This window comes from Kushneria avicenniae (assembly GCF_900112585.1).
Taxonomy (GTDB): Bacteria; Pseudomonadota; Gammaproteobacteria; order Pseudomonadales; family Halomonadaceae; genus Kushneria; species Kushneria avicenniae.
Window position 1 is genome coordinate 223,275 of record NZ_FOLY01000003.1, and the last position, 20,293, is coordinate 243,567.

Sequence of the window (20,293 nt, forward strand, 5' to 3'; positions counted from 1 at the left end):
TACGGGTGGCGCAACCATGACAGACACCAGCACGATCACATCCGACATCATCATTGTCGGCGGCGGCATTGCAGGACTGGCCATGGCTGCCCGACTGGCGCACCGCACGGCCTTCACCATCACGGTGCTCGACAGTGACCGCGCGCCCGGACCGGTGGATGAAACGCTGCAGCTGCGCACCACTTCACTCAACAGCGCCGCGCTCGATCTGCTGAAGGACGCCGGCGTCATGGCCCATCTGCCGACACGATTTCTGACCGATTTCGACCGTCTTGAAGCCGGCAGCCGCGAGGCACCGGAAGCGCTGAGCTTCAGCGCCGCGGACATCGATCTGGACCGGTTCGGCGTTTTTGTCGAAAACGACCGTCTGCGTCACGCGCTGTGGCAGACGCTCGAGGCGCAGCCCAGGGTCACCCTGATCAGCGAGGCGCGTCTGTCATCGCTGCAGCGTCATGACGATCACGTCGATGGCCTGCTTGATGACGGCCGGGCGCTGACCACCCGCCTGATCATCGGCGCCGACGGCGCGCGCTCACAGGCAAGACACCTGGGCGGCATCAGCAGCCAGCAGCGCGACTACGCTCAGGAGGCCATGATCATCAACGTGCGCCTGACCGAGTCACCCGGCCATACCACCTGGCAGATCTTTACGCCCAGCGGGCCAGTGGCACTGCTGCCGCTGCACGATCGCCAGGCCTCACTGATCTGGTACGACAGCCCCGGGCAGGTGCAAAAGCGCATGAGCATGAGTGACGACGCCCTGCGCGCCGCGATTGCCGAGGCTTTCCCGGCGCGTCTCGGCTCGGTCGAGGCCATTCTCGAGCGCGGGCGCTTTCCGATTCGCCGACTGCACGCCCAGCGCTATGCGGGCAAACGTCTGGTACTGATCGGTGACGCGGCCCACGTGATTCACCCGATGGCGGGCCAGGGCGTCAATCTGGGACTGGCCGATGTCGTGGCCCTGACAGAGGCACTGGAACAGGAGAGCGACCCGGGCGCCGGTCATGCGCTGAGCCGCTACCAGCGCCGCCAGTGGCCGCGCAATGCGGCCATGCTGGCCGGCGTCGAGCAGCTTCATCATCTGTTCACCCTGCCCTTTGCACCGCTGCGACATCTGGCAGAACGTGGCCTGAAAAGCGCCGATCGCATGGCACCGGTCAAACGCTTCATGATGTCGCTGGCTACCGGGCAACCGATGACCAGCGGCAAGGGATGTAAAGATCATGACACACAGCCATGATCATGAGGCGGTACTCGACTTCTGGTTCGAGACCCTGACACCCGCGCAATGGTTTCGTCGCGATGACGCGCTGGACAGCACCATTGCCACACGGTTCGGGACGCTGCTCGAGGCCGCCCGAAGCGGCGAGCTGGCCCACTGGCGCAAAAGCGACCGGGGACGTCTGGCCGAGATCATCGTAATCGATCAGTTTTCACGCAATGTCTATCGCGGTGATCCGCGCGCCTTCTCCCATGACCCGCAGGCGCTGGTACTGGCCCAGGAGGCCGTACGCCTGGGCTGTGATCAACGCCTGTCGCTCACGCTGCGCCCTTTTCTCTACATGCCGTGGATGCACAGCGAATCCCTGGTCGTTCACCAGGAAGCCGTGCGGCTTTTTGACCAGCCGGGCCTTGAGCGCCATCTGGAGGTGGAGCATCGCCACCTGGCCATTCTTGAGCGCTTTGGCCGCTATCCACATCGCAATGACGCGCTTGGCCGCGTCAGTACCAACGAAGAGCGAATCTTTCTGACCACCCCCGGCTCGTCGTTCTAGTCGATACACGATGTTTCACGTGAAACATCAGGGTCAGGAGCAGAATATCAGGGCAGAATCACCAGACCGGCGTGCTGATTGGGAAGCCTCGGGCGCCGGTCCGGATCAGGATGGGTCAGCGTATGGCGGCGATGGCTCTGAAACCGATAGGCCTCCGGGTCCGCACCATCCAGCGGCCCCCGACGGCCATCGAGCAGCGTGGTGATCGTGCACTGATCGATATGCTCGATCCCCCCTATGCCGGCCGCTTCAAGCTTGTGACAGGCGATGGCGCCGAGCGCCAGATGACGCGGTCGGGGCGACATGAGCGCCTCCGGCAAATCAAGCCGTTCCCTGAAGGTGTCGACCAGCGCTTCACTGACCTCGTAGGCCGGCGCTCCGGCGGCCGGGCCGACTACCGCGACCCACGCCGACAGATCGCCCCAGCGCTGCGCCGTAATGCGCGCCAGCATCGCCTCAATGATGCCGTCCAGCAGCCCGCGCCAGCCGGCATGCAGCGCCCCTACATATCCACCGTCGCGATGGGCCAGCAGAATCGGCAGGCAGTCGGCTGTCACGACCGATACGGGAATGCCCGGCCGGTCAGTCAGAAATCCGTCGGCCTCCCCGCATGCCTGCCCCGGTGTCTCGATAGTGACGATACGTGTGCCATGCACCTGCTTTTTTTGCGGCCGGGACGCCTCGAAATCGACAAGGGCCTGCGGCATCAGCCTCTGTCGGTGGCCGAAGCCATGCGTTATCGAGGAAATATCGGACAGCAGAGAGGACTTGATCATGAGCGGGGCTCCGGTGACGCGCCTGCTTTTATTGTAGGTGTTTACTGTCTACAGGTGTTTCGCGCCGGCGCCGGCTTAAACCCGCCCAACAGACAAAAAAAAGCCTGCCAGGGGATGGCAGGCGACAAGAATATTTCTTGCAAGGGATCATTCAAGGGAACACTGACTTTGAGTCACCCTGTGGCAAAGAGTTCCTGAACCCGGAAAAATTTTTTCGATATCGCTCATCGGATTTGATAGCGTGCTAACAAAACTGTTCTGTGCCAGACTTTCGACCCTTCGCTGCCCGCATTTCCAAGGAGTACCACCATGCCCTCCCCGCGTCTTTTCGAGCCGCTCAAACTTGGACAGCTTGAGCTTGCCAATCGCATCCTGATCGCCCCGATGTGTCAGTACTCGGCTCATGAGGGCAACGCCACCGACTGGCATACCATTCATCTGGGGCATCTGGCGCTGTCGGGCGCCGGCCTGCTGATTCTGGAAGCCACGGCCGTCTCACCGGAAGGCCGCATCAGCCCCGACGATCTCGGACTCTGGAACGATGACAACGAGCAGGCCCTGAAAGCTACGCTGGAGGCCGTTCGCGCCCACTCGACCATGCCGCTGGGCATTCAGCTCGGCCATGCCGGCCGCAAGGCCTCCACCCATGCGCCCTGGGACGGCGGCGCGCAGATCGCCCCGGATGACCCGCGCGGCTGGCAGGCCGTCGCCCCCTCGGCGATCGCCTGGGGCGAGGAGGAAAACGCTCCGCACGCACTGACCCTCGAAGAGATCAACGATATTCGCGAGCAGTTCAAACGCGCCGCCGAGCGCTCGGCGCGGCTGGGCATCGAGGCAATCGAGCTGCATGCCGCTCACGGCTATCTGCTGCATCAGTTTCTCTCGCCGCTGTCCAATCAGCGCAGCGACGAGTACGGCGGCAGTCTGGAAAACCGCACGCGCCTGACGCTCGAGATTTTCGACGCCGTTCGCGACGTCTTCCCGCAGGAGCGGCCAGTGGGCATTCGCATCTCGGCCACCGACTGGGCCGACGGCGGCTGGCGTGTCGAGGAGAGCCAGGCGCTGGCGCGTGAACTCGACGCCCGCGGCTGCAGCTTCATTCACGTTTCAAGCGGCGGGCTGACTTCAGCCCAGCAGATTCCGGTGGGCCCGAGCTATCAGGTGCCGCTGGCACGTGCCATCGGTGAGGTGGTAGAGATGCCGACCATCGCGGTGGGGCTGATTACCGAGCCGGAACAGGCAGAGGCCATTGTGGCCACGGGGGACGCCGATGCAGTCGCACTGGCCAGAACCATGCTGTACAACCCGCGCTGGCCCTGGCATGCCGCCGCCGCACTAGGGGCGCAGGTGAGCGCGCCGAATCAGTATCTGCGCTCGCAGCCGCGTCAGTACAAGGATCTGTTTCTGGATCAGTAACATCGTCAGGGATAGCCGGATAGTCACTTCACGTCTTCTCGTATCCGGCTATCTCTGCCATTGCCATGTCACACGAGGCAAAATCAGCGCTGAAACGCTCGGCAATATATTCGTAGAGCTCGTACATCTCCGGGCAAAGCTGGCCGACAGCTTCTTTCCAGTCGCTGTAATAGATGGCTCTTTTACCGTTGAATTCTAGATACTGGCTGATTCTTGAAAATCGAAATCCTGAATACGACAGAAGTCTTGCCAGCGACGGCTCCATCATCGCAAAACCGTAGCGGCGGCCGGATATTTTTCCAAGTGCAAGCACCGATAAAAAAAGACCTGCCTTGAGAAGCGATGCCGTTCTGACAGATTGAGGCGACTCCTGTGTCGACGCTCTGACACTTTTGGCTTTTCTGACATCGCCCAGTATCGCCACTCTGGATATCTCGCAGATATCTCTTCTTTGAAAGGAATCAGGATGATGCTCGCCGCTTTCAAAAAGAGAAGAGAACTTCAATTCGAGCGGCATTCTATAAAAGGGAGATTCCATGGTGTCGGAAGGCAGTACAATCCTGGCACATCCGACGGCCTGGCCACTTGCCCGTTTTTCTATCAAACAGTGCAGCGCACTCCCGTCAAAAGGATCCTTTTCAATACCCTCACTGGTATTAACCGGCTCAAAACCGAGTTCTTCACAGTAGACATCATGTCTTAATGAATACACTCTTTTTTTTTCTTCTTCGGTGATTGCAAAGATTATATTATAATCCCTGACAAACAGTTCCCTGCTCATGCATTATTATCCTTCAAAATTAAATGCCTCTTCGGGCCTGATGGGTAATCCCACATAATATCCCTGCGCGTAATCGACATTTAATCCCTTCAATGCCTCCAGTATCTGCGCATCACTAACAAACTCTGCAACGACCTTTTTGCCAAATCCCCTGGCAACATCCGCGATTGCCTTGACCACAAGCCTGTTTTCGGACGACTTGAGCATTTCACTGACGAAGGAGCCATCTATCTTGATGTAGTCACTAGGCATCTGCCCCAGATAGTGAAAGCTGCTGAATCCGACACCAAAATCATCCAGCGCAATCTTGCAACCAAGCGCCTGAACCCCCTTTAAAAGATTATTGGCCGCTGAAAAATCCGTTACCGCAGCCGTTTCTGTTACTTCAAGAATCAATCTTTCCGGATCAAGCTGTCGTACTTTCAGTGCCTGCTCGACAAAATCGCTGAAGTTTTCATCCTGCAGTGTGGTTCCGGATATATTGACGGCAAGCGTAATGGGTCGCTCCTGCAGCCTGACCAGAAGATCCAGACTTTCACACAGTACCCAGCGATCTACTTCAACAATAAGGCCGCTTCTTTCTGCTGCAGGTATGAACAGCCCCGGCATGGCAAGATTGCCGTTTTCATCCCGCATGCGCAGCAGCACTTCGTAGTGTTGAATGGTGCCATGTTCAACACATGCGATGGGTTGCACCGCCAGTTCAAACCGCTTTTCGCTCAGCGCTCGACGTATTTCGTCCATCCAGTACACACGCTCCTGAAGCTCATGACTCGTGTCATATTCATCAGGAATCAAGTACCATTTATTACTGTTCAAATCCTTTGCCTTGTACATGGCAAAATCGGCATTGGCCATCAGTTTGATATGGTCTGCACCGTGGTCCGGGTAGAGCGCAATACCGATACTCGCCATGGCACGGTGGCGGCGGCCGTTTTCACAAAAAACAATATTTTCAAGCTTGCGTGATATTCTGGAGGCCATCTGACAGGCATCGGCCGCGGTAGCCTTCTCAAGCAGAATCGAAAACTCACCCCCTCCCTGGCGTGCCACAATGGCCTTTTCACCCAGTTCCTCGATCAGCGCCTGCGCCACCAGTTTCAGCAGCTGATCGCCGGAATGGTGTCCCCCCAGCTCATTGACGTTCTTGAACTGATCCAGATCCAGATACAGCACTGCTCCGCTGTTGCTGCAATCATGCATGGCATCCTTTAACTGACTTTCAAAAAAGCGACGGTTATAAAGCTCTGTTAAAGGATCACGATTGGCAAGCCAGGCCAGTCTTTTTTCGGCCTGTTTACGGGCAGTAATATCAAGCCCTACAGAGATATGATCCTCGCCTTCAGAAGCAGGATCCAAGGGTGCATGAACCCAGGTCACACTAATGTCTTCGCCGTTTCCCTTTTTTACAGTGCTTTCCTGCTGTCGGGTATTCCCTGACAACGTGATGGCAAGACGCATATCAAGGTTGAATATCTTTTCAAAAGAGCAACCGATCAGGTCCTGATCATTTCCCATGACCTCCTGAGCATGCCGGTTGACCAGCGTTATGTTGCCTTCCCTGTCATGCGTCAGGATCAGGACATGTGCGTTATCAAGCAGACCACCGATAAAGTCTCTTTCCCTGGCCAGCTCCTTTAAACGTGCCGAGAGTTCCAGGTCGCGCATGGAAACCTTGTTTTCAAGCTGCTCGAGCTGGTCGGCAAGATCGAAGGCCGCATTATCGAGAACATCGATTTCGTCCTTCCATTTCTTGTTTTTTATTTGTGTTTTACGCCTGACACGATCAAAGCCGCCATGTGCCAGAGAAGGCAGTACGCTGGAGAGATGCCGAAGCCGGGCCATGGGTCGCCAGAGGATCATGAAAAGCAGTATCTCGGCGACCAGCCAGCCTGACACCGCAATAATAAAGGTATCTCTGGTATTCTCCACGATCTCGCTGACCTGGGAAGTAATATCCGAAATCAGGAGAAGATGGCTAACGCCTCCACTGCCCTGGAAGCTTTTCAGCGGCATGGCAAAAATTTCATAGTTGTGGCCATCATGCTTCAAGCGAGCCGAGCTTTGAGAGATCGATGCCAGAGAGTTGGATCGAACTGCTTCTCTGACTACCGGCAGCTCTTCCTTTTCATTGGTCAGGGCAATAATGGAAGACTGCCAGTCGGGCAGGTAGTGGGTATGGTCTGCAAAAACCTCGCCCTGTATTAAAAGCGCGACGTCGCCTCCCGAACTCTTGTTGGTATACAAAATGACATCGATCAATGAGCTGGTGAGCACAACGATGCCCACGCTTCTACCATCTTCAAGCACCGGCACGGCGACATATTGACGGCAGACATCGGTGCACATCAGCGTTTTGGCCGGCATTTCATCACGGATAACGCTTCGCTCCCACTTGCGCATCAGCGCTACGGGGACATCCGACTGAAGATCGCCAAAGGTAGAGACATTTCTGCCTTTCATGTTCAAAACGGAAAGGCTTTCGATCCCTACTTCGATCTGGAGCGTCGGCCATTGAGAGCGCAGGGCCTGGTCAATAAAGGTGTAATTGCCATTTTCCAGGGCGCTCCCAAGACTGTTGGAAGACGCAACGATGCCGGCAATCTGTCGCAGATCGTCAAAGGAGCGCTCCAGCGACATGTTGATGTCTTCGATGCGACTTCTGTAGCTGGCACTCTGAGAGGTTCTGAACTGTTCCGAAAGATTCCGATAGCTGACCAGAGTAAAGGTACTTGCCAGCCCGACCATGACCAGGCTGGTCAATATGATGGCGCGCCATTTCAGGCTGAAATTCATGTCGCTCTCCTGGAATGCCCATGGCAGGCCATGCATCCAAACGAATAACGTTTTTTAAAAACGCCATGACGCCTGGAACAGTAACATTCCCCAGTACTGGTCTGATGTGTCCTGGTCCTTGGGTAACCAGCCTGTACCGTTGACATGATGATACTCTGTCGACAGCAACAGGTTGGACGTGGCATTCCACTGAAGACCCAGCGTCCAGTCTCTGGCGAACTGCGAATGGGCAGCGCCCCTGCCATCAGCCTCGAACTGCCTTCCCTTTGGGTCGGCACGATCGTTGACCAGCGAGTCGTATCTCAATAGCCACTGCCAGTCCTCGAGGAAACGGTGTGTGTACTGGATATACCAGCTTTCTCCCGTAATATGGTCATCATGATCACCACCGGTAAAGGACTGACGCCTGAGCGCATACTCTCCGGTAAGACTCCAGTAGCCATGGTTGTATTGAAGCGACATGATGATCGGTCGGAAGGAATACCTGTCCGGCGCAGCACGTGGCCCATCAATATCAATATTGGCCTCGGCAACCGTCAGGGCAGCAATGATATTGCCCGAGTCATGCTCGTAGCCGATCTGGCCAATGGAAGATAATGCGCCATCAATGGAGGCCGGAACTCTTGAATCCCAGATGGTATTTTTGACGTTATTGTCGGTATTGGCTTTGCCCAGACCGGCCTGAAAGTAAAGCATGCCGGAAGACAGATGCTCCTCACCGTAAACGGAGACGCCTTCTGACGACAGCGCCGGCGCTCGGGTACGATCAAAATAGATCGACTGCGGCAAAAGAATACCGGGTCTCGTGAACGCCACGTCACGAGTCTGGTTATAAATGCCAAAGGGCTGCTTTATCTTGCCAACCTGCACGCCCAGCACACGACTATTGTCAGTGACGAACTGATAATCCAGCAGGCCATAGTCCAGCTTTGGTTCATAATCGCTGTTGTCATCGCCAGCCCGGCGACTCAACACCTGAGCCGACACCAGCAGATCCTTGGTCGGGCGCATGGATATATTGGCGCCGATCTCGGTATATTGCAGACTGCCACCGCTCTGGCTGCTCGGCCCGAAAAAATCATTATGACGGCTCATGATCAGGGCCTGACTCATGAAACCGTGCACCTGTACCGTGTCGAGCACATCGGCCTGGGCAGAGGAGGCACCACCTGCGGTCATGGCAACGGTCAGCGCCGTGATACACCGACACCGGAGGCGATTACTCCACCGCAAGAACGCTGACGCTATCATCCACGGCTCCTTTTTCCAGATAGCCCAGCCCGCCCGGCGTACTGGCCACACGCTGTCTCATTTCTTCAACCGACCCGACTTCATTGGGCGCCTGCCCCGTACCGGAAAATACCAGCCGGTCCCAGGAAAGACGCAATTGATGGGGATACACACCAAGAATTTCCTTGGTAAAGCGCTCGTGTAGAGGATGCTTGTCCGGCAGTACAAAGACATGCGCCGCCTCGCCACCGGGCAGCGTTCGCTGACGCATGGCAAAGATGGCGCGTACGGTTTCCCGAGTCATGTCGCCGATGGGGGCCGACGGATTGGCGATCAGCACCACGGACTCCTGGGCATACGCCACCCTGCCGCACCACAGCAGCAACACGACCATCGATACAAGTATCATCATGCCTTTCGGCATTCTTCAGGCTCCCTGCCCCTGCCAGAAAAAAGCCGCTTCCAGCTACCTCCGGCAGCATGAGTCGGCGCGTCCTATCAGCGGTGGTCTGATATGAGGCGGCCATCATGCCTGCACAGTCCTGATATCAAAGGCTTGAGAAGCAGCGTTTCATCCGTGCATATCGTCATCAACCAGGTTTTTGACAGACTTTCGAACCACTAAAGACAGAAAAACGCCTGTCATGTCACGCTGTATTGATGCCTTTTCGTTATTATTTTACAAGATCATAACGCTTATATTAGGAGGATATATATGCTGATCGGATGATGGCAGCCGTACTTTTATATGAAATGCTGGAAAGCTCATTATTATTAGCTTTTTACCTCCAGCAATTTCGACAGCGCAGATTTATCCATCCCCTGGTCTACTCAAGAGACGCAATGACAGTCAGCAGAACGAAGCAGGGCATGGAGCGGATATAAAAAAATCGCCCCGGGAAGGGGCGATTTTCAAACGGGGCGGTCGCGACAACCCAGCATCGGTAACACCCTTCAGCGACGGCGGGCGTAATGGTTTTCCTGCTGCTCCTGGCGCTGCTTGGCCTCGATGGACAGCGTCGCGGTCGGGCGCAGCAGCAACCGCTTGAGGCCGATGGGTTCGCCGGTTTCCTCGCAAAAGCCGTAATCGCCTTCATCGATGAGATCAAGCGTGGCGTTGATCTTGCGCCACAGGCGCGTTTCACGATCAGCCTGGCGCAGTGTGTAGCGCAGCTCTTCTTCGCTGGCAGCGCGGTCACTGTCGTCACCGCTGCTTTCCGCCATGCCGATGCTGTCACGCATTTCTTCCAGCGTCTCTTCGACTTCCTTGCGTTCCTTCAGCAGCAGCTGGCGAAAAAATTCCAGCTGCGCCTCGTTCATGTAGTCCTCAGCCGGCATAGCAAGAAGCTCTTGTTCGTTGGCAGGGATATTGACTGTCATGATGCTTCGCCTCACTGAGTCCGTTCAAAAAAGCGTTCTAACATAGCAGAAAACCGTTGTGACAGGGCAAGTATAAGCGCCCGTTCAACCTCATCATACGCTTTCAACGTCGGTTATCCTGTCAGAAACGACACCGCAAGGAGAGCACATGACCACCATGGACGATACCCGCGCCACTCCCGACGATCACCGTCAGTACAGCCCGGCGGCACAGCGCAATCGCGGACCGCTGCTGGAAGTGCTCAAAAGCCGCCTCGCGCCCGGCGCACGCGTGCTGGAAATTGCCAGCGGCAGCGGCGAGCACATCATCCACTTCGCCCGGGCCCTGCCGGAAAACGGATTCACGCCCAGCGATGCCCACCCCGCGGCGCTGGCCTCGATCAGGGCCTGGCGCGATGTACTTTATCAGGAAGGGGCTGATGTCCGGCTGAACCCGCCGCTGGCACTGGAGGTCGGGCAACAGCCGTGGCCGTTGCATGATCCAATCGATGTCATGCTCTGTTTCAACATGATCCACATCGCACCCTGGCAGGCCACGCTCGATCTTTTCGAAGGCGCTGCCCGGCATTTACCCCCACAGGGCTGGCTTTTGCTGTACGGCCCCTTCAGCCGCCACGGCATGCATCAGGCCGAAAGCAACATGGCCTTTGATCAAGGCCTGAAAGCACGCGACAGCCGCTGGGGAATACGGGATCTGGAACAGGACGTGCTGCCAGCGGCGCATGATGCCGGGCTGGCACTGGCCGAGATCATCGAGATGCCGGCCAACAATCTCTGCGTTCGGCTGTCACGCACCGGCAGTCATCACGCCGGGCATTACTGAGATTCGCGCACACGTTCCAGCGCGTCGCTGGAGATATAGCCGTGCGCGTGCGCGTGCTCGGCCATGGTCAGACTGTCAGAGGCCAGCACCAGTGCGCACTCGCTGTTCTGCTCCTTGTCGATCTGGGCCGACAGCGCTTCGATGGCCTGCTGCCGGTCGGCATCATTGCTGACATCGCGGATATAGACCGTGCGAATGCGTCCGGGATAATCGCGCACGATGTCGGCATAGATTTCGGGATCACGCTGACCGCTGTCACCGATCAAGACAAAGGTCAGTGGGTCATAGAGTTCGAGCATGGTTTCGATCAGCGCCCGCTTGTGGTCTTCCGCCTTGCGCGGCAACGGGTGCTGCAGTGTCAGACCCCACTCGCGTAGAAAAAGGATCGGCCCCACCGGGATGTGATTGAGCCGAAAAAACGCCTCCAGCATCTCGTAGATGCTCCAGGGGGCGCGCGAGACGTAAAGAAGCGGGCGCTGGCAGTGCTGATCACCATCACCAACATGAAAGCCACGATAAAGGGCCGCGACTCCGGGGAATGCCGTACGCTGTTCGGCACGAGCAATGAAGAGGTGATACATCATCTTCAGCTTGTTCGCCACGCCGGTATACATCACCGTATCGTCGATATCGCTGATGACCGCAAAGTCGATATCCGCTGGCGGGATATAAATATCCGCCACGGCTTCACCGCTGGCGCCGTTATTGGCGCGTGAACTCTTGTGGTCCCTGCTGGGGGACAGAATACGCAGATGTGCTTCATGCCAGATGCGGTCACCGGGCAGTGGCGTCTCGAGTTGAATATGGGCATTGAAGTAGCCGTCCCGGTCGGTGGTTACCGTCACCGTCTGCCCCCCCAGCTGAATCTGTACATCGATGTGCTTGACGCCCCAGCGCACGGTGCGCCGCACAATATCGACCAGATCGCGTCGCCACGAGCCTTTGGGCAGATCCAGATTGAAACCGGGTTGACGAAAGACACGGCCCATCAGAAAGACTTCCCGGTGCGTGCCGTAGCCGCGGTAGGTATGGATCAGTCGACCGCCATGCACCCTTTCCGACTTGGCCGGACGCGCGGCAACATGGAGCAGTTTCTTGAGTCCCTTGATCAGGGTAGAGACGGAGCGACGTGGCATTGAGCTTAACCCGGTTAAAGACATCGTTTCCCAGCAATGGCGAAAAGAAAGGACCGTTTTTATTGCCTGAAGCTTGAAGAATAGTCGCACCATCCCACCCTGTCGTCCGCTGGCCCTTTCACGACGGACGCATCCACACCGTACTGGTTATCTCTCCCGCGCCCCTTCCTCAGCGCGATGTCGTTTCATGCTCATGACGCCCAGCGCCGAAAGACCACAGCCTGCGCCCAGATAGATGGCCACCGGCAGCCAGCTGCCGCCGGCCATGTCCACCAGCGCCGCGGCAATGAACGGCGTAAAGCCACCGCCCACCACGCTGGCCACCTGATAGCCCACGCCAGCCCCGCTGTAGCGATAGGCCGTGCCAAAAAGTTCGGCAAACATGGGCTGCTGCACACTGACCACCATATCGTGGGCGATATTGGCCAGCATGACGGCAAAGAAGACAATCCAGACGACCGAGCGCGCCTCAAGCGCCATGAAAAAGGGAAAGGCACAGATCACACCAATGATCGCGCCCACGATGTAGACACGACGTCGCCCGAAGCAGTCCGCCAAAAGCGCAAACAACGGAATGGTGACACAGCTGATGGCCCCGACAAGCAATCCGATATTGAGAAAGAGTTCGCGGGAAAGCCCCAGATGACTGGTGGAATAGCTCAGCGCAAAGGTGGTCACGATATACATCGTGAAAAGCTCGGCCAGGCGCAGTGCAATGATCTGCAAAAACGCCTTCGGATGGCGGCTCAATGCCTCGAATACCGGCAGACGTGCCGGGGCTTTTGCCGGCTTTTCAACCGCCTCCTTGAACTCGGGCGACTCATCAAGCCCTGAGCGCACCCAGAAGGCAATCGCCACCAGCACGATCGAGAACACGAACGGCAGCCGCCAGCCCCAGCTCTGAAAGGCCGCATCGTCCAGGAAATGACTCAACAGCGACACACTGCCGGTAGCCAGAATCAGCCCCACGCCATAGCCGACCTGCACACCACTGCTGTAAAACGCCCGCCGATGGCGCGGCGCACTCTCGACCGCCATCAGCGCGGCACCGCCCCATTCACCGCCTACGGCGAAGCCCTGAAGGGCTCGCAGAATCACCAGGGCGACAGGCGCCCACACCCCGATGCTGGCATAGGTCGGCAACAGGCCGATCAATGCCGTGGAGACCCCCATCAGCATCACGGTCAGCACCAGCATGCGCTTGCGGCCCAGCCGGTCTCCAAAATGGCCAAACACGATGCCGCCAAGCGGGCGAAACAGAAACCCCACGCCAAAGGTGGCCAGTGCCGCCAGCGTACCGGCCGCCGGGCTCACATTGGGGAAAAACTGCGAGTTGAAGACCAGCGCCGCCACAATGCCGTAGAGCAGAAAGTCATACCAGTCGACCACTGCACCGACAAAACTGCCCAGCGCCGCCCGACGCGCCTGCTGTTCATGGGTCAGCATCCCCGAATGACGTTCTGCACGCATGTTCGCCTCTTTTTTTATCGACTTGCACAATGAAGGGTCAGCGACAATGCCATTGCGCCCCTTGAGCGTCCACTACTTGCATGCGCATAAAAAAACCGCCTGCCGAAGCAGACGGTTTTGATGTCACTCGAACCGTGCTCAACGATTGCCGCTATTATCGACCGTGCGCGGGCCACTGCGGCGGCGCCGACGCGCCGGCCGGGCCTGCTCATCGCGATTGCCATCACTGCGTGAACGATTGCCCGAGCCATTGCGATTGCCCCCGTTGCCGCTGCGGGCACCGCCACCGCCGCCGTTGCGTGACTGACCACTGCCCTGACGGCGCTGACCGCCGCGTGGGCGCTGCTCACGCTCATCCGGGGTTTCCGGCACCGCGCGGCTGAAATCAAAGCCCTCGGCGCTGGCGACCGGAATGGGCCGGCCGATCAGCTTTTCGATCTGCTTGAGCTGGCCGCGCTCATCGGGCATGACCAGTGACACCGCCTGACCGCTGGCGCCGGCACGGCCGGTACGACCGATGCGATGCACATAGTCAGCCGGCGTCTTGGGCAGCTCGAAGTTGACCACGTTGGGCAGCTCGGAGATATCGATGCCGCGGGCCGCCACGTCGGTGGCGACCATCACCTGCACTTCGCCGCTCTTGAAGCCGGACAGGGCCGCCGTACGCGCGTTCTGGCTCTTGTTGCCGTGAATCGCCGCCGCCGTGATACCGGCCTTTTGCAGATGCTGGGTCACCCGGTTGGCCATGTGCTTGGTCGCGGTAAAGACCAGCGCCTGCGACCACTGATGATGGGTAATCAGATGCGTCAACAGCGCCATGCGCTGGGGCTTTTCGACCATGTAGATCGACTGATCGACGCTTTCGGCCGCGGTATTGCGCGGTGCCACGTCGATGCTGACTGGGTCGTTCAAAAGCGTGCCGGCCAGCTCGCGAATTTCCTTCGAGAAAGTCGCAGAGAACAGCAGGTTCTGACGCTTTCCGGGCACCAGCCGCAGGATCTTCTTGATGTCGTGGATAAAGCCCATGTCCAGCATACGGTCGGCTTCGTCGAGCACCAGCGTCTCGACTTCATCCAGCCGGACGGCCTTCTGACCGACCAGATCCAGCAGGCGACCGGGGCAGGCGACCAGAATATCCACGCCATCGCGCAGCCGCGTAATCTGCGGGTTGACCTTGACGCCGCCGTAGACCACATCGCTTTTCAGACGCGGGCTGAGATGGACGCCGTATTTTTCGACCGACTCCCCGATCTGGGCGGCAAGCTCGCGGGTCGGGGTCAGGATCAGGGCACGTACCGGACGCTTGCCACTGCGAGGCTGGCGCGACAAACGCTCCAGAATCGGCAGCGTGAAGCCGGCGGTCTTGCCGGTACCGGTCTGGGCGGCCGCCAGCACATCGCGGCCTTCAAGGCAGGCCGGAATGGCCTTTGACTGAATGGGAGAAGGTGTCTGGTAACCAGCATCTTCGAGAGCACGCAAAAGCTCGGGCGACAGCCCAAGTTGGGAAAATGACATCGACAGGTTGTCTCATGGCGCTATCGGATGCTGGCGTCTTCTTCGCGAGAGCGACAGCGCCGTGACAGCGCAGGGGGAATTTCAAATGACGGAGGCAGGCCAATGGCCTGCCCGTGCGAAGAGGAGCGCCAACATAGGGGATTTGCGCCCTGAATGCCAGCGTTATTATACGGCGCCCCCGTGATTACCGCGCCGCGACTGTCTCCTCCGCCTCAGCGGTGTCCTCGAAATGCAGCCCCCAGCCGGTGGCGGCGGCAAACAGCATGATCACCAGCAAAAACCAGCCGTGGAACACGAAAGGGAACACCTCGGTGGGCGCCACCACCGGCAGCCAGTCGTACTGGCCCTGCATCGACGTGATCGTCGCCCAGCCCAGCAGCACCGGCGCCCCCCAGGGAAAGATATAGCCCAGCGCCGAAGTAACGGCGTCGAGCATGTTGGCACGGCGATAGCGATGAATACGGTATTTGCGACCCAGCTCGCGCACGAAGGGTGCGGCGGCAATTTCGGCGGCGGTATTGATGGTGATCGCCGAGTTCAAAAGCGCCACGATGCCCCAGATGGCCAGCTCTGCCCGGCGCACGGAATCGCCGATCCAGCGCGTCAGGCCCTTCGTGACGGCGTGCATGGTGCCGCCGAGCTTGAGCAGATGGGCCGTCGCCACGATCAACAGGATCAGAATCGCCATGTTGACGTAGCCGCTGACGCCATCCACCAGCGCACCTGTGACCACCGTATCGGCGTCGGAGTCAAAGGCCATGATCTCGCCTGGGGCGGCAAGCCCTGCCACCACGATCATGACGGCGGCCGCAACGATCCCCCAGGTCAATGATGTGATCAGGTGATGGCCGCGCAGGGCCAGCACCAGGACCAGCGCAAAGGGCATCAGCATCAAGAGTCCGGTCGGATCGGTCTGCGCCATCATCGCATTCAGCGCGTCCTGATTGCCGCCGACATCACTACTGGCATTGCCCAGCAACACGAACAGCACCAGTGACGGCACGGCCGCCATGATCGAGTACTTGAAACGGCTTTTGACCACGCCCGGCACGTCCGCCTCCTGGGTCGTGGCCGAGACAATGGTGGTGTCCGAGACCGGCGCCAGATTATCGCCAAAGATCGCCCCGGCCAGAATGGCCCCGAACAGCACCACCGGATCACATCCCAGCGCCACGCCGGCCGGATACATCAGCGTGCTGAAGGCCACCGTAGTGCCATAACCGGTGCCGACTGCGGTGGAAAAGACCGCTGCCAGCACAAAGGTCAGCCCCACGAAGGCGCCACCGGTAGCCCCGGAGACGCCACCCAGCCAGACCAGACCTTCGACCAGTCCGCCGGTCTGCAGCACCTGCGCCAGCATCCCGGCATAAAACCAAGCCACCACGGCGATCACGCCGATCGGCTGGGCCATACCGCTGAAAACTCCCTGCGCGTAGTGTTCCCAGCGGCTTTTGCAGAACAGCAGCCCCAGCGTCAGGCCGAACAGACAGCCCATGACCAGGCCGATCTCGGAGGAGAGCCCCAGCACGCTGGTGATGATTGCCCAGCCGACAAAAAATATCAGCGGGATGGCAGCCCCCAGCGCGCCAAGTCGAAAGTTCAGCCCCGTCGTTTCCAGAGAGGAGGTCGTTGTGCGGTTATCCGAGGTATCGGTCATGCCGTCTCTTCTTGTCGTCCGAAAATATCGTCGCCTGACAACGCAGGGGCGCTGGGCCCCGACAGGCCGTGGCTGTCAGCGCCTCCGGGATCATGTCCAGAGGGCACTGTTGCATGATCGGGAAGTGTGACCGGCTCGGACAAAAGCGACAACCGCCCTGGACCAATGGGTCGCCGACATGCAGAGCGATTACGGCCTGCGCTAAGCTCTCGACAGATCCTTTTTTGCAGGAGCGACCGATTGACCCCGCCACATCACAACCGACGCCGTATCGCCACGCTCTGTCTGCTGGGGGCGCTGATCCTGTATGTGGTCAGCATCTGGTATCAGGGCCGTTTCCCGGCACTTGAATACGTCTCGGCCTTTGCCGAGGCCGCCATGATCGGCGGTATCGCCGACTGGTTTGCGGTCACGGCGCTCTTTCGCCATCCGCTGGGGCTGAAAATCCCGCACACGGCGATCATCCCGCGCAATCGGGCGCGACTGGGCCGCAGCCTGTCAGGGTTTATCCGCGAGAATTTTCTGTCCGAGACCTACGTGCGTGACAGCGTTCGCCGCTTTGACGTGGCGGGTGCGCTGGTGAGCTGGCTGTCGCGACCCGACCGGCGCGCCATGGTCGCCGAGCGTTTGACCCAAGCCATGAGCACCTCATTATCGGCGGTGCGCCAGAGTGCCGCGCGAGAGTTTCTCACCCGCACCCTGCGCCACCACCTGGGACGCATCAACACGTCCCGATTGATGGGCAGCGCCCTGAGCGTACTGGCTGCCGAAGGACGCCATCAGGCCCTGCTGGATGATTCGCTGGCCCGGCTCTCGCGCTGGCTCGACGTCGAGGACAATCAGGAACGGGTCAAGCACTTCATTACCGACACCGTCTTCAAGCTCTTTAACCCGCGCGTCATGGGGCGCGAGGTCAGTATGCATCGGCTGGCCGGCTGGCTGATCAATGAGCGCATCGTCGAGCAGAGCGCCCGGCTGATCAGCGAGGTCAGCGACGATCCGGACCATCCGCTGCGCCATCATCTGGATCGCCAGTTTGCCGACTTCATTGAACGACTGCGCCACGACCCGGCCTTCGTTCGGCGTCTGGACCGGCTGCGTGATGATCTGCTCGACAACGATCGCCTGAGCCACTACGTGGCCGGTGTCTGGGAGGAGCTGATGGACTGGCTGGCCCGCGATCTGACCGCGCAGGACTCGCAGTCGCGCGCCTGGCTTGAGCACTTCATCGACTACTACGCGCGAACGCTCGAGCATGATGCCCCGGCGCGGGAATGGCTCAACGAACAGGCCGTGACACTGCTGCCGGCGCTGGTCGAGCGCAACGGGCCGCGCATCGACGCCTACATCCAGCGCTATCTCGATAGCCTCGACAGTGACGAGATCGTCGATCAGATCGAGAAAAATGTCGGCAATGACCTGCAGTTCATCCGCATCAACGGCACCCTGGTCGGCGGACTGATCGGGCTGGCCATTCACGCCCTGACCCAGCTGATGCTGACGCTTTGAGCGCGCACGCGCCAGAGTGGGTCATTCCAGGGTGACAAACACCGAACGGCGCGGCTGGCCGTCGACCGCACGGCTGATGTGGCCACGCCCGGTGGTATCCTCGCACAGCAGGATATCACCAGTGCTCAGGCGCCTGGTCTCACCACTGCCCACGGTGATATCCACACTGCCATCGAGCATCAGGATGTACTGACGCTGCGGCGCGTTGTGCCAGTCATAGTTGTAATCTCCGGTGGTCTCGCGAAGGACAAGGCCGGTGGCCGGAATGCGCACCGACAGCCGGCCGATCTCGGCCTCGCCCCCGACCTCGATCTCCATATCCTCGAAATGGGACTCGCCATCCTCACCGGAATACAGTCTCGTCACATGCATCAGGCGCACTCTTGTCTTTGTGGGAGTTGCCATAGTGCCCCGTTGTGCCGATCCGGCCTGTGCCGTTTATGCTCGTCACGGCGCACGACACGGCCTCTTAAGACTCAGTGCAGGGGGAGATACCGGACACACCGATGTTTCACGTGAAACATATCTCACCCGGACCGGCATACCTTTTTCAGCATCAAAAAGAGGCCTCATGATGACTATCCGCGTCCGGTGACCGGACGCACTCGTGCATCCGGCATGCTAAATTCCGGCTCAGGAACCGCTCGTGACAGGCTCATGCGCGTGCCGATACGGGAATCGGCGCCCTGTGGCGCCGATCCAATGATTCATGGCAGCGCCATCAAGTGGCTATCCGCCATGGCATTTCTTGAACTTCTTCCCGCTCCCACAGGGACAAGGGTCGTTGCGGCCGACATCCTTCAGGGCATTGCGCGCGGGCTTTTGTGGACCATGGTTGCAGTGCGGGCCATGGACATGACCATGGTGGTCATGATCGTGATGATGGTCGTGCTGGCAATTCGGGCCGTGAACGTGGGGCTGAGTCATGTCGTGATTCCCGGTGGTCGTGATGTCGTGATTATCGCCACCGCGCAGCAAAAGAGAAGCCCTTCAAAGCGCATTTTCGACACCCGGAATCCATCGCGAGACTGTATCGCAAAACTGTTTTGATCCCCCCTCTTGAAACCTCCCCGCCGACCCTGTCTGCGTGACAGCAGCGCGCCCATCAGATCCCGATCAGCTCGAACCAGCGCATACTGACCAACCGCTCGAGTCAGAGAACGTCTGCCGATGCCGCCGAGCACGCCAGCGCCCGAGGTCATTGATGCGTCTGGCGCATCGTGGCGCTTAATGAGCGCGCATCGCCTCATGACATCACTTCATGGCATCACTTCATGACAAGGGCCCCGCCTCTGCTGGCGGGTCCCCTGTCGTATGCCGCTTTGATAACCCCGCGCCTTATAAAGAAGCCTGACGCTCCCAGGCCGCCAGCACAATCCGCTCGGACTGCGCCAGATACTGCTCCAGCAGGGCCACGGCAGCTGTCGTATCGCCACCTTCAAAGGTCTCCAGCACCTGCTCGTTCATCTCGACGTAGGGGCCGTGCAGCCACTCCTTGTCGGCCATCAGCCCGAAGGCAAGCCGTAGCTCGGCCAGAATCTGGCGAAAGAAGACGTTCATGCGCGCGCTGTCCGCCAGCGCCACGATGGCGCCGTGAAAGGCCATGTTGGCCGTGCCTACCGCCTGCCAGTCCCTGCGCTCGCGACACGTTCGAGCCTCTTCCACGGCAGCGCGCATCTCCTTGACCGCCGGATGGCTGGGCCAGGCCTCACTCAGCGCGCGACACTCGATGAAGCGCCGCAGCCGGTAGATTTCGACGATGGACGCCGCATCGGGGCGGGTGACAAATACGCCGCGATGGGGCTGATGCGTGACCAGTCCCTCGTGGGCCAGCGTTCGAAAGGCCTCTCGGAGCGTGTTGCGCGACACCCCCAGACGCTCGCACAGCGATATTTCCGACAGGCGCTGTCCCGGAGTGAACGCCCCTTCGACCAGCAGACGCCGAATACCGGCCGTGACGGTCTCTCCCAGTGATGGATTCCTGTCTTCCAGATCCTGCTTTTTCATGAAGCGCCATTCCGGTCATGAC

Annotated in this window: 18 protein-coding genes; 6 read left to right on the forward strand and 12 right to left on the reverse strand. The window is 59.1% G+C overall.

Features of this window, described 5'->3' with window-relative positions:
* The first annotated feature begins 16 nt into the window (after nt 1-16).
* On the forward strand, nt 17-1,240 hold the full coding sequence (locus BM079_RS07450) for an FAD-dependent monooxygenase (RefSeq protein WP_090132470.1): 1,224 nt from the start codon (nt 17-19) through the stop codon (nt 1,238-1,240).
* Nucleotides 1,224-1,775, forward strand: coding sequence for a DUF924 family protein (locus BM079_RS07455; RefSeq protein WP_090132472.1), 552 nt, complete (start codon nt 1,224-1,226; stop codon nt 1,773-1,775). The genes BM079_RS07450 and BM079_RS07455 overlap by 17 nt, the downstream gene beginning before the upstream one ends.
* A 47-nt stretch (nt 1,776-1,822) precedes the next feature.
* Here the strand turns inward: BM079_RS07455 and BM079_RS07460 are convergent, their stop codons facing one another.
* The gene (locus BM079_RS07460) at nt 1,823-2,551 is read right to left on the reverse strand and encodes a polyphenol oxidase family protein (protein ID WP_090132475.1); all 729 of its coding nucleotides are present in this window, start codon (nt 2,549-2,551) and stop codon (nt 1,823-1,825) included.
* A 309-nt stretch (nt 2,552-2,860) separates the two neighbouring features.
* Between BM079_RS07460 and BM079_RS07465 the strand changes: the two genes are divergently transcribed.
* Nucleotides 2,861-3,967 carry an NADH:flavin oxidoreductase/NADH oxidase gene (locus BM079_RS07465; RefSeq protein ID WP_090132480.1) on the forward strand — a complete coding sequence of 369 codons (1,107 nt, stop codon included), beginning with the start codon at nt 2,861-2,863 and terminating at the stop codon, nt 3,965-3,967.
* Between the two features lie 28 nt (nt 3,968-3,995).
* Here the strand turns inward: BM079_RS07465 and BM079_RS07470 are convergent, their stop codons facing one another.
* The 5 genes from BM079_RS07470 to dksA all read right to left on the reverse strand — a co-directional run bounded on the left by BM079_RS07470 (nt 3,996) and on the right by dksA (nt 10,154).
* Entirely contained in the window at nt 3,996-4,748 is a 753-nt protein-coding gene (locus BM079_RS07470) for a PEP-CTERM/exosortase system-associated acyltransferase (RefSeq protein WP_090132482.1), read from the reverse strand.
* A gap of 6 nt (nt 4,749-4,754) precedes the next feature.
* Nucleotides 4,755-7,544 carry a bifunctional diguanylate cyclase/phosphodiesterase gene (locus BM079_RS07475; RefSeq protein WP_175489632.1) on the reverse strand — a complete coding sequence of 930 codons (2,790 nt, stop codon included), beginning with the start codon at nt 7,542-7,544 and terminating at the stop codon, nt 4,755-4,757.
* 54 nt (nt 7,545-7,598) lie between these two features.
* Nucleotides 7,599-8,723 (reverse strand): hypothetical protein, encoded by a 1,125-nt coding sequence (locus BM079_RS07480; RefSeq protein WP_090132486.1) that lies wholly within the window; start codon nt 8,721-8,723, stop codon nt 7,599-7,601.
* A 40-nt stretch (nt 8,724-8,763) separates the two neighbouring features.
* On the reverse strand, nt 8,764-9,186 hold the full coding sequence (locus BM079_RS07485) for a type 2 periplasmic-binding domain-containing protein (RefSeq protein WP_245742869.1): 423 nt from the start codon (nt 9,184-9,186) through the stop codon (nt 8,764-8,766).
* 542 nt (nt 9,187-9,728) lie between these two features.
* A complete protein-coding gene (gene dksA, locus BM079_RS07490) occupies nt 9,729-10,154 on the reverse strand; it encodes an RNA polymerase-binding protein DksA (protein WP_090132488.1) in 426 nt (141 codons plus the stop codon).
* Nucleotides 10,155-10,302: 148 nt separating this feature from the next.
* Between dksA and BM079_RS07495 the strand changes: the two genes are divergently transcribed.
* A complete protein-coding gene (locus BM079_RS07495; protein ID WP_217639649.1) occupies nt 10,303-10,977 on the forward strand; it encodes a DUF938 domain-containing protein in 675 nt (224 codons plus the stop codon).
* Here BM079_RS07495 and BM079_RS07500 read toward each other — a convergent pair.
* From BM079_RS07500 to BM079_RS07515, 4 genes are all read right to left on the reverse strand, one after another.
* A complete protein-coding gene (locus BM079_RS07500; RefSeq protein ID WP_090132490.1) occupies nt 10,971-12,113 on the reverse strand; it encodes an App1 family protein in 1,143 nt (380 codons plus the stop codon). The two genes, BM079_RS07495 and BM079_RS07500, sit on opposite strands and share 7 nt — an antisense overlap.
* A gap of 147 nt (nt 12,114-12,260) precedes the next feature.
* Nucleotides 12,261-13,583, reverse strand: coding sequence for a shikimate transporter (shiA, locus tag BM079_RS07505; protein ID WP_090132492.1), 1,323 nt, complete (start codon nt 13,581-13,583; stop codon nt 12,261-12,263).
* Nucleotides 13,584-13,721: 138 nt separating this feature from the next.
* Nucleotides 13,722-15,098 (reverse strand): DEAD/DEAH box helicase, encoded by a 1,377-nt coding sequence (locus BM079_RS07510; RefSeq protein WP_090132494.1) that lies wholly within the window; start codon nt 15,096-15,098, stop codon nt 13,722-13,724.
* Between the two features lie 184 nt (nt 15,099-15,282).
* A complete protein-coding gene (locus BM079_RS07515; protein ID WP_090132496.1) occupies nt 15,283-16,755 on the reverse strand; it encodes a Na+/H+ antiporter NhaC family protein in 1,473 nt (490 codons plus the stop codon).
* Nucleotides 16,756-16,995: 240 nt separating this feature from the next.
* Between BM079_RS07515 and BM079_RS07520 the strand changes: the two genes are divergently transcribed.
* Nucleotides 16,996-18,264 carry a DUF445 domain-containing protein gene (locus BM079_RS07520; RefSeq protein WP_175489633.1) on the forward strand — a complete coding sequence of 423 codons (1,269 nt, stop codon included), beginning with the start codon at nt 16,996-16,998 and terminating at the stop codon, nt 18,262-18,264.
* A gap of 21 nt (nt 18,265-18,285) precedes the next feature.
* Here the strand turns inward: BM079_RS07520 and BM079_RS07525 are convergent, their stop codons facing one another.
* Nucleotides 18,286-18,636, reverse strand: coding sequence for a cupin domain-containing protein (locus tag BM079_RS07525; RefSeq protein ID WP_090132501.1), 351 nt, complete (start codon nt 18,634-18,636; stop codon nt 18,286-18,288).
* A gap of 285 nt (nt 18,637-18,921) precedes the next feature.
* Here BM079_RS07525 and BM079_RS17040 point away from each other — a divergent pair, with 285 nt between their 5' ends.
* Complete coding sequence (locus BM079_RS17040) at nt 18,922-19,314, forward strand: hypothetical protein (RefSeq protein WP_446685129.1); 393 nt, start codon at nt 18,922-18,924, stop codon at nt 19,312-19,314.
* Nucleotides 19,315-19,602: 288 nt separating this feature from the next.
* Here BM079_RS17040 and BM079_RS07535 read toward each other — a convergent pair whose 3' ends face one another.
* Nucleotides 19,603-20,271: a GntR family transcriptional regulator gene (locus tag BM079_RS07535; RefSeq protein ID WP_090132506.1), complete on the reverse strand. Its 669-nt coding sequence runs from the start codon at nt 20,269-20,271 to the stop codon at nt 19,603-19,605.
* Nucleotides 20,272-20,293: the final 22 nt, after the last annotated feature.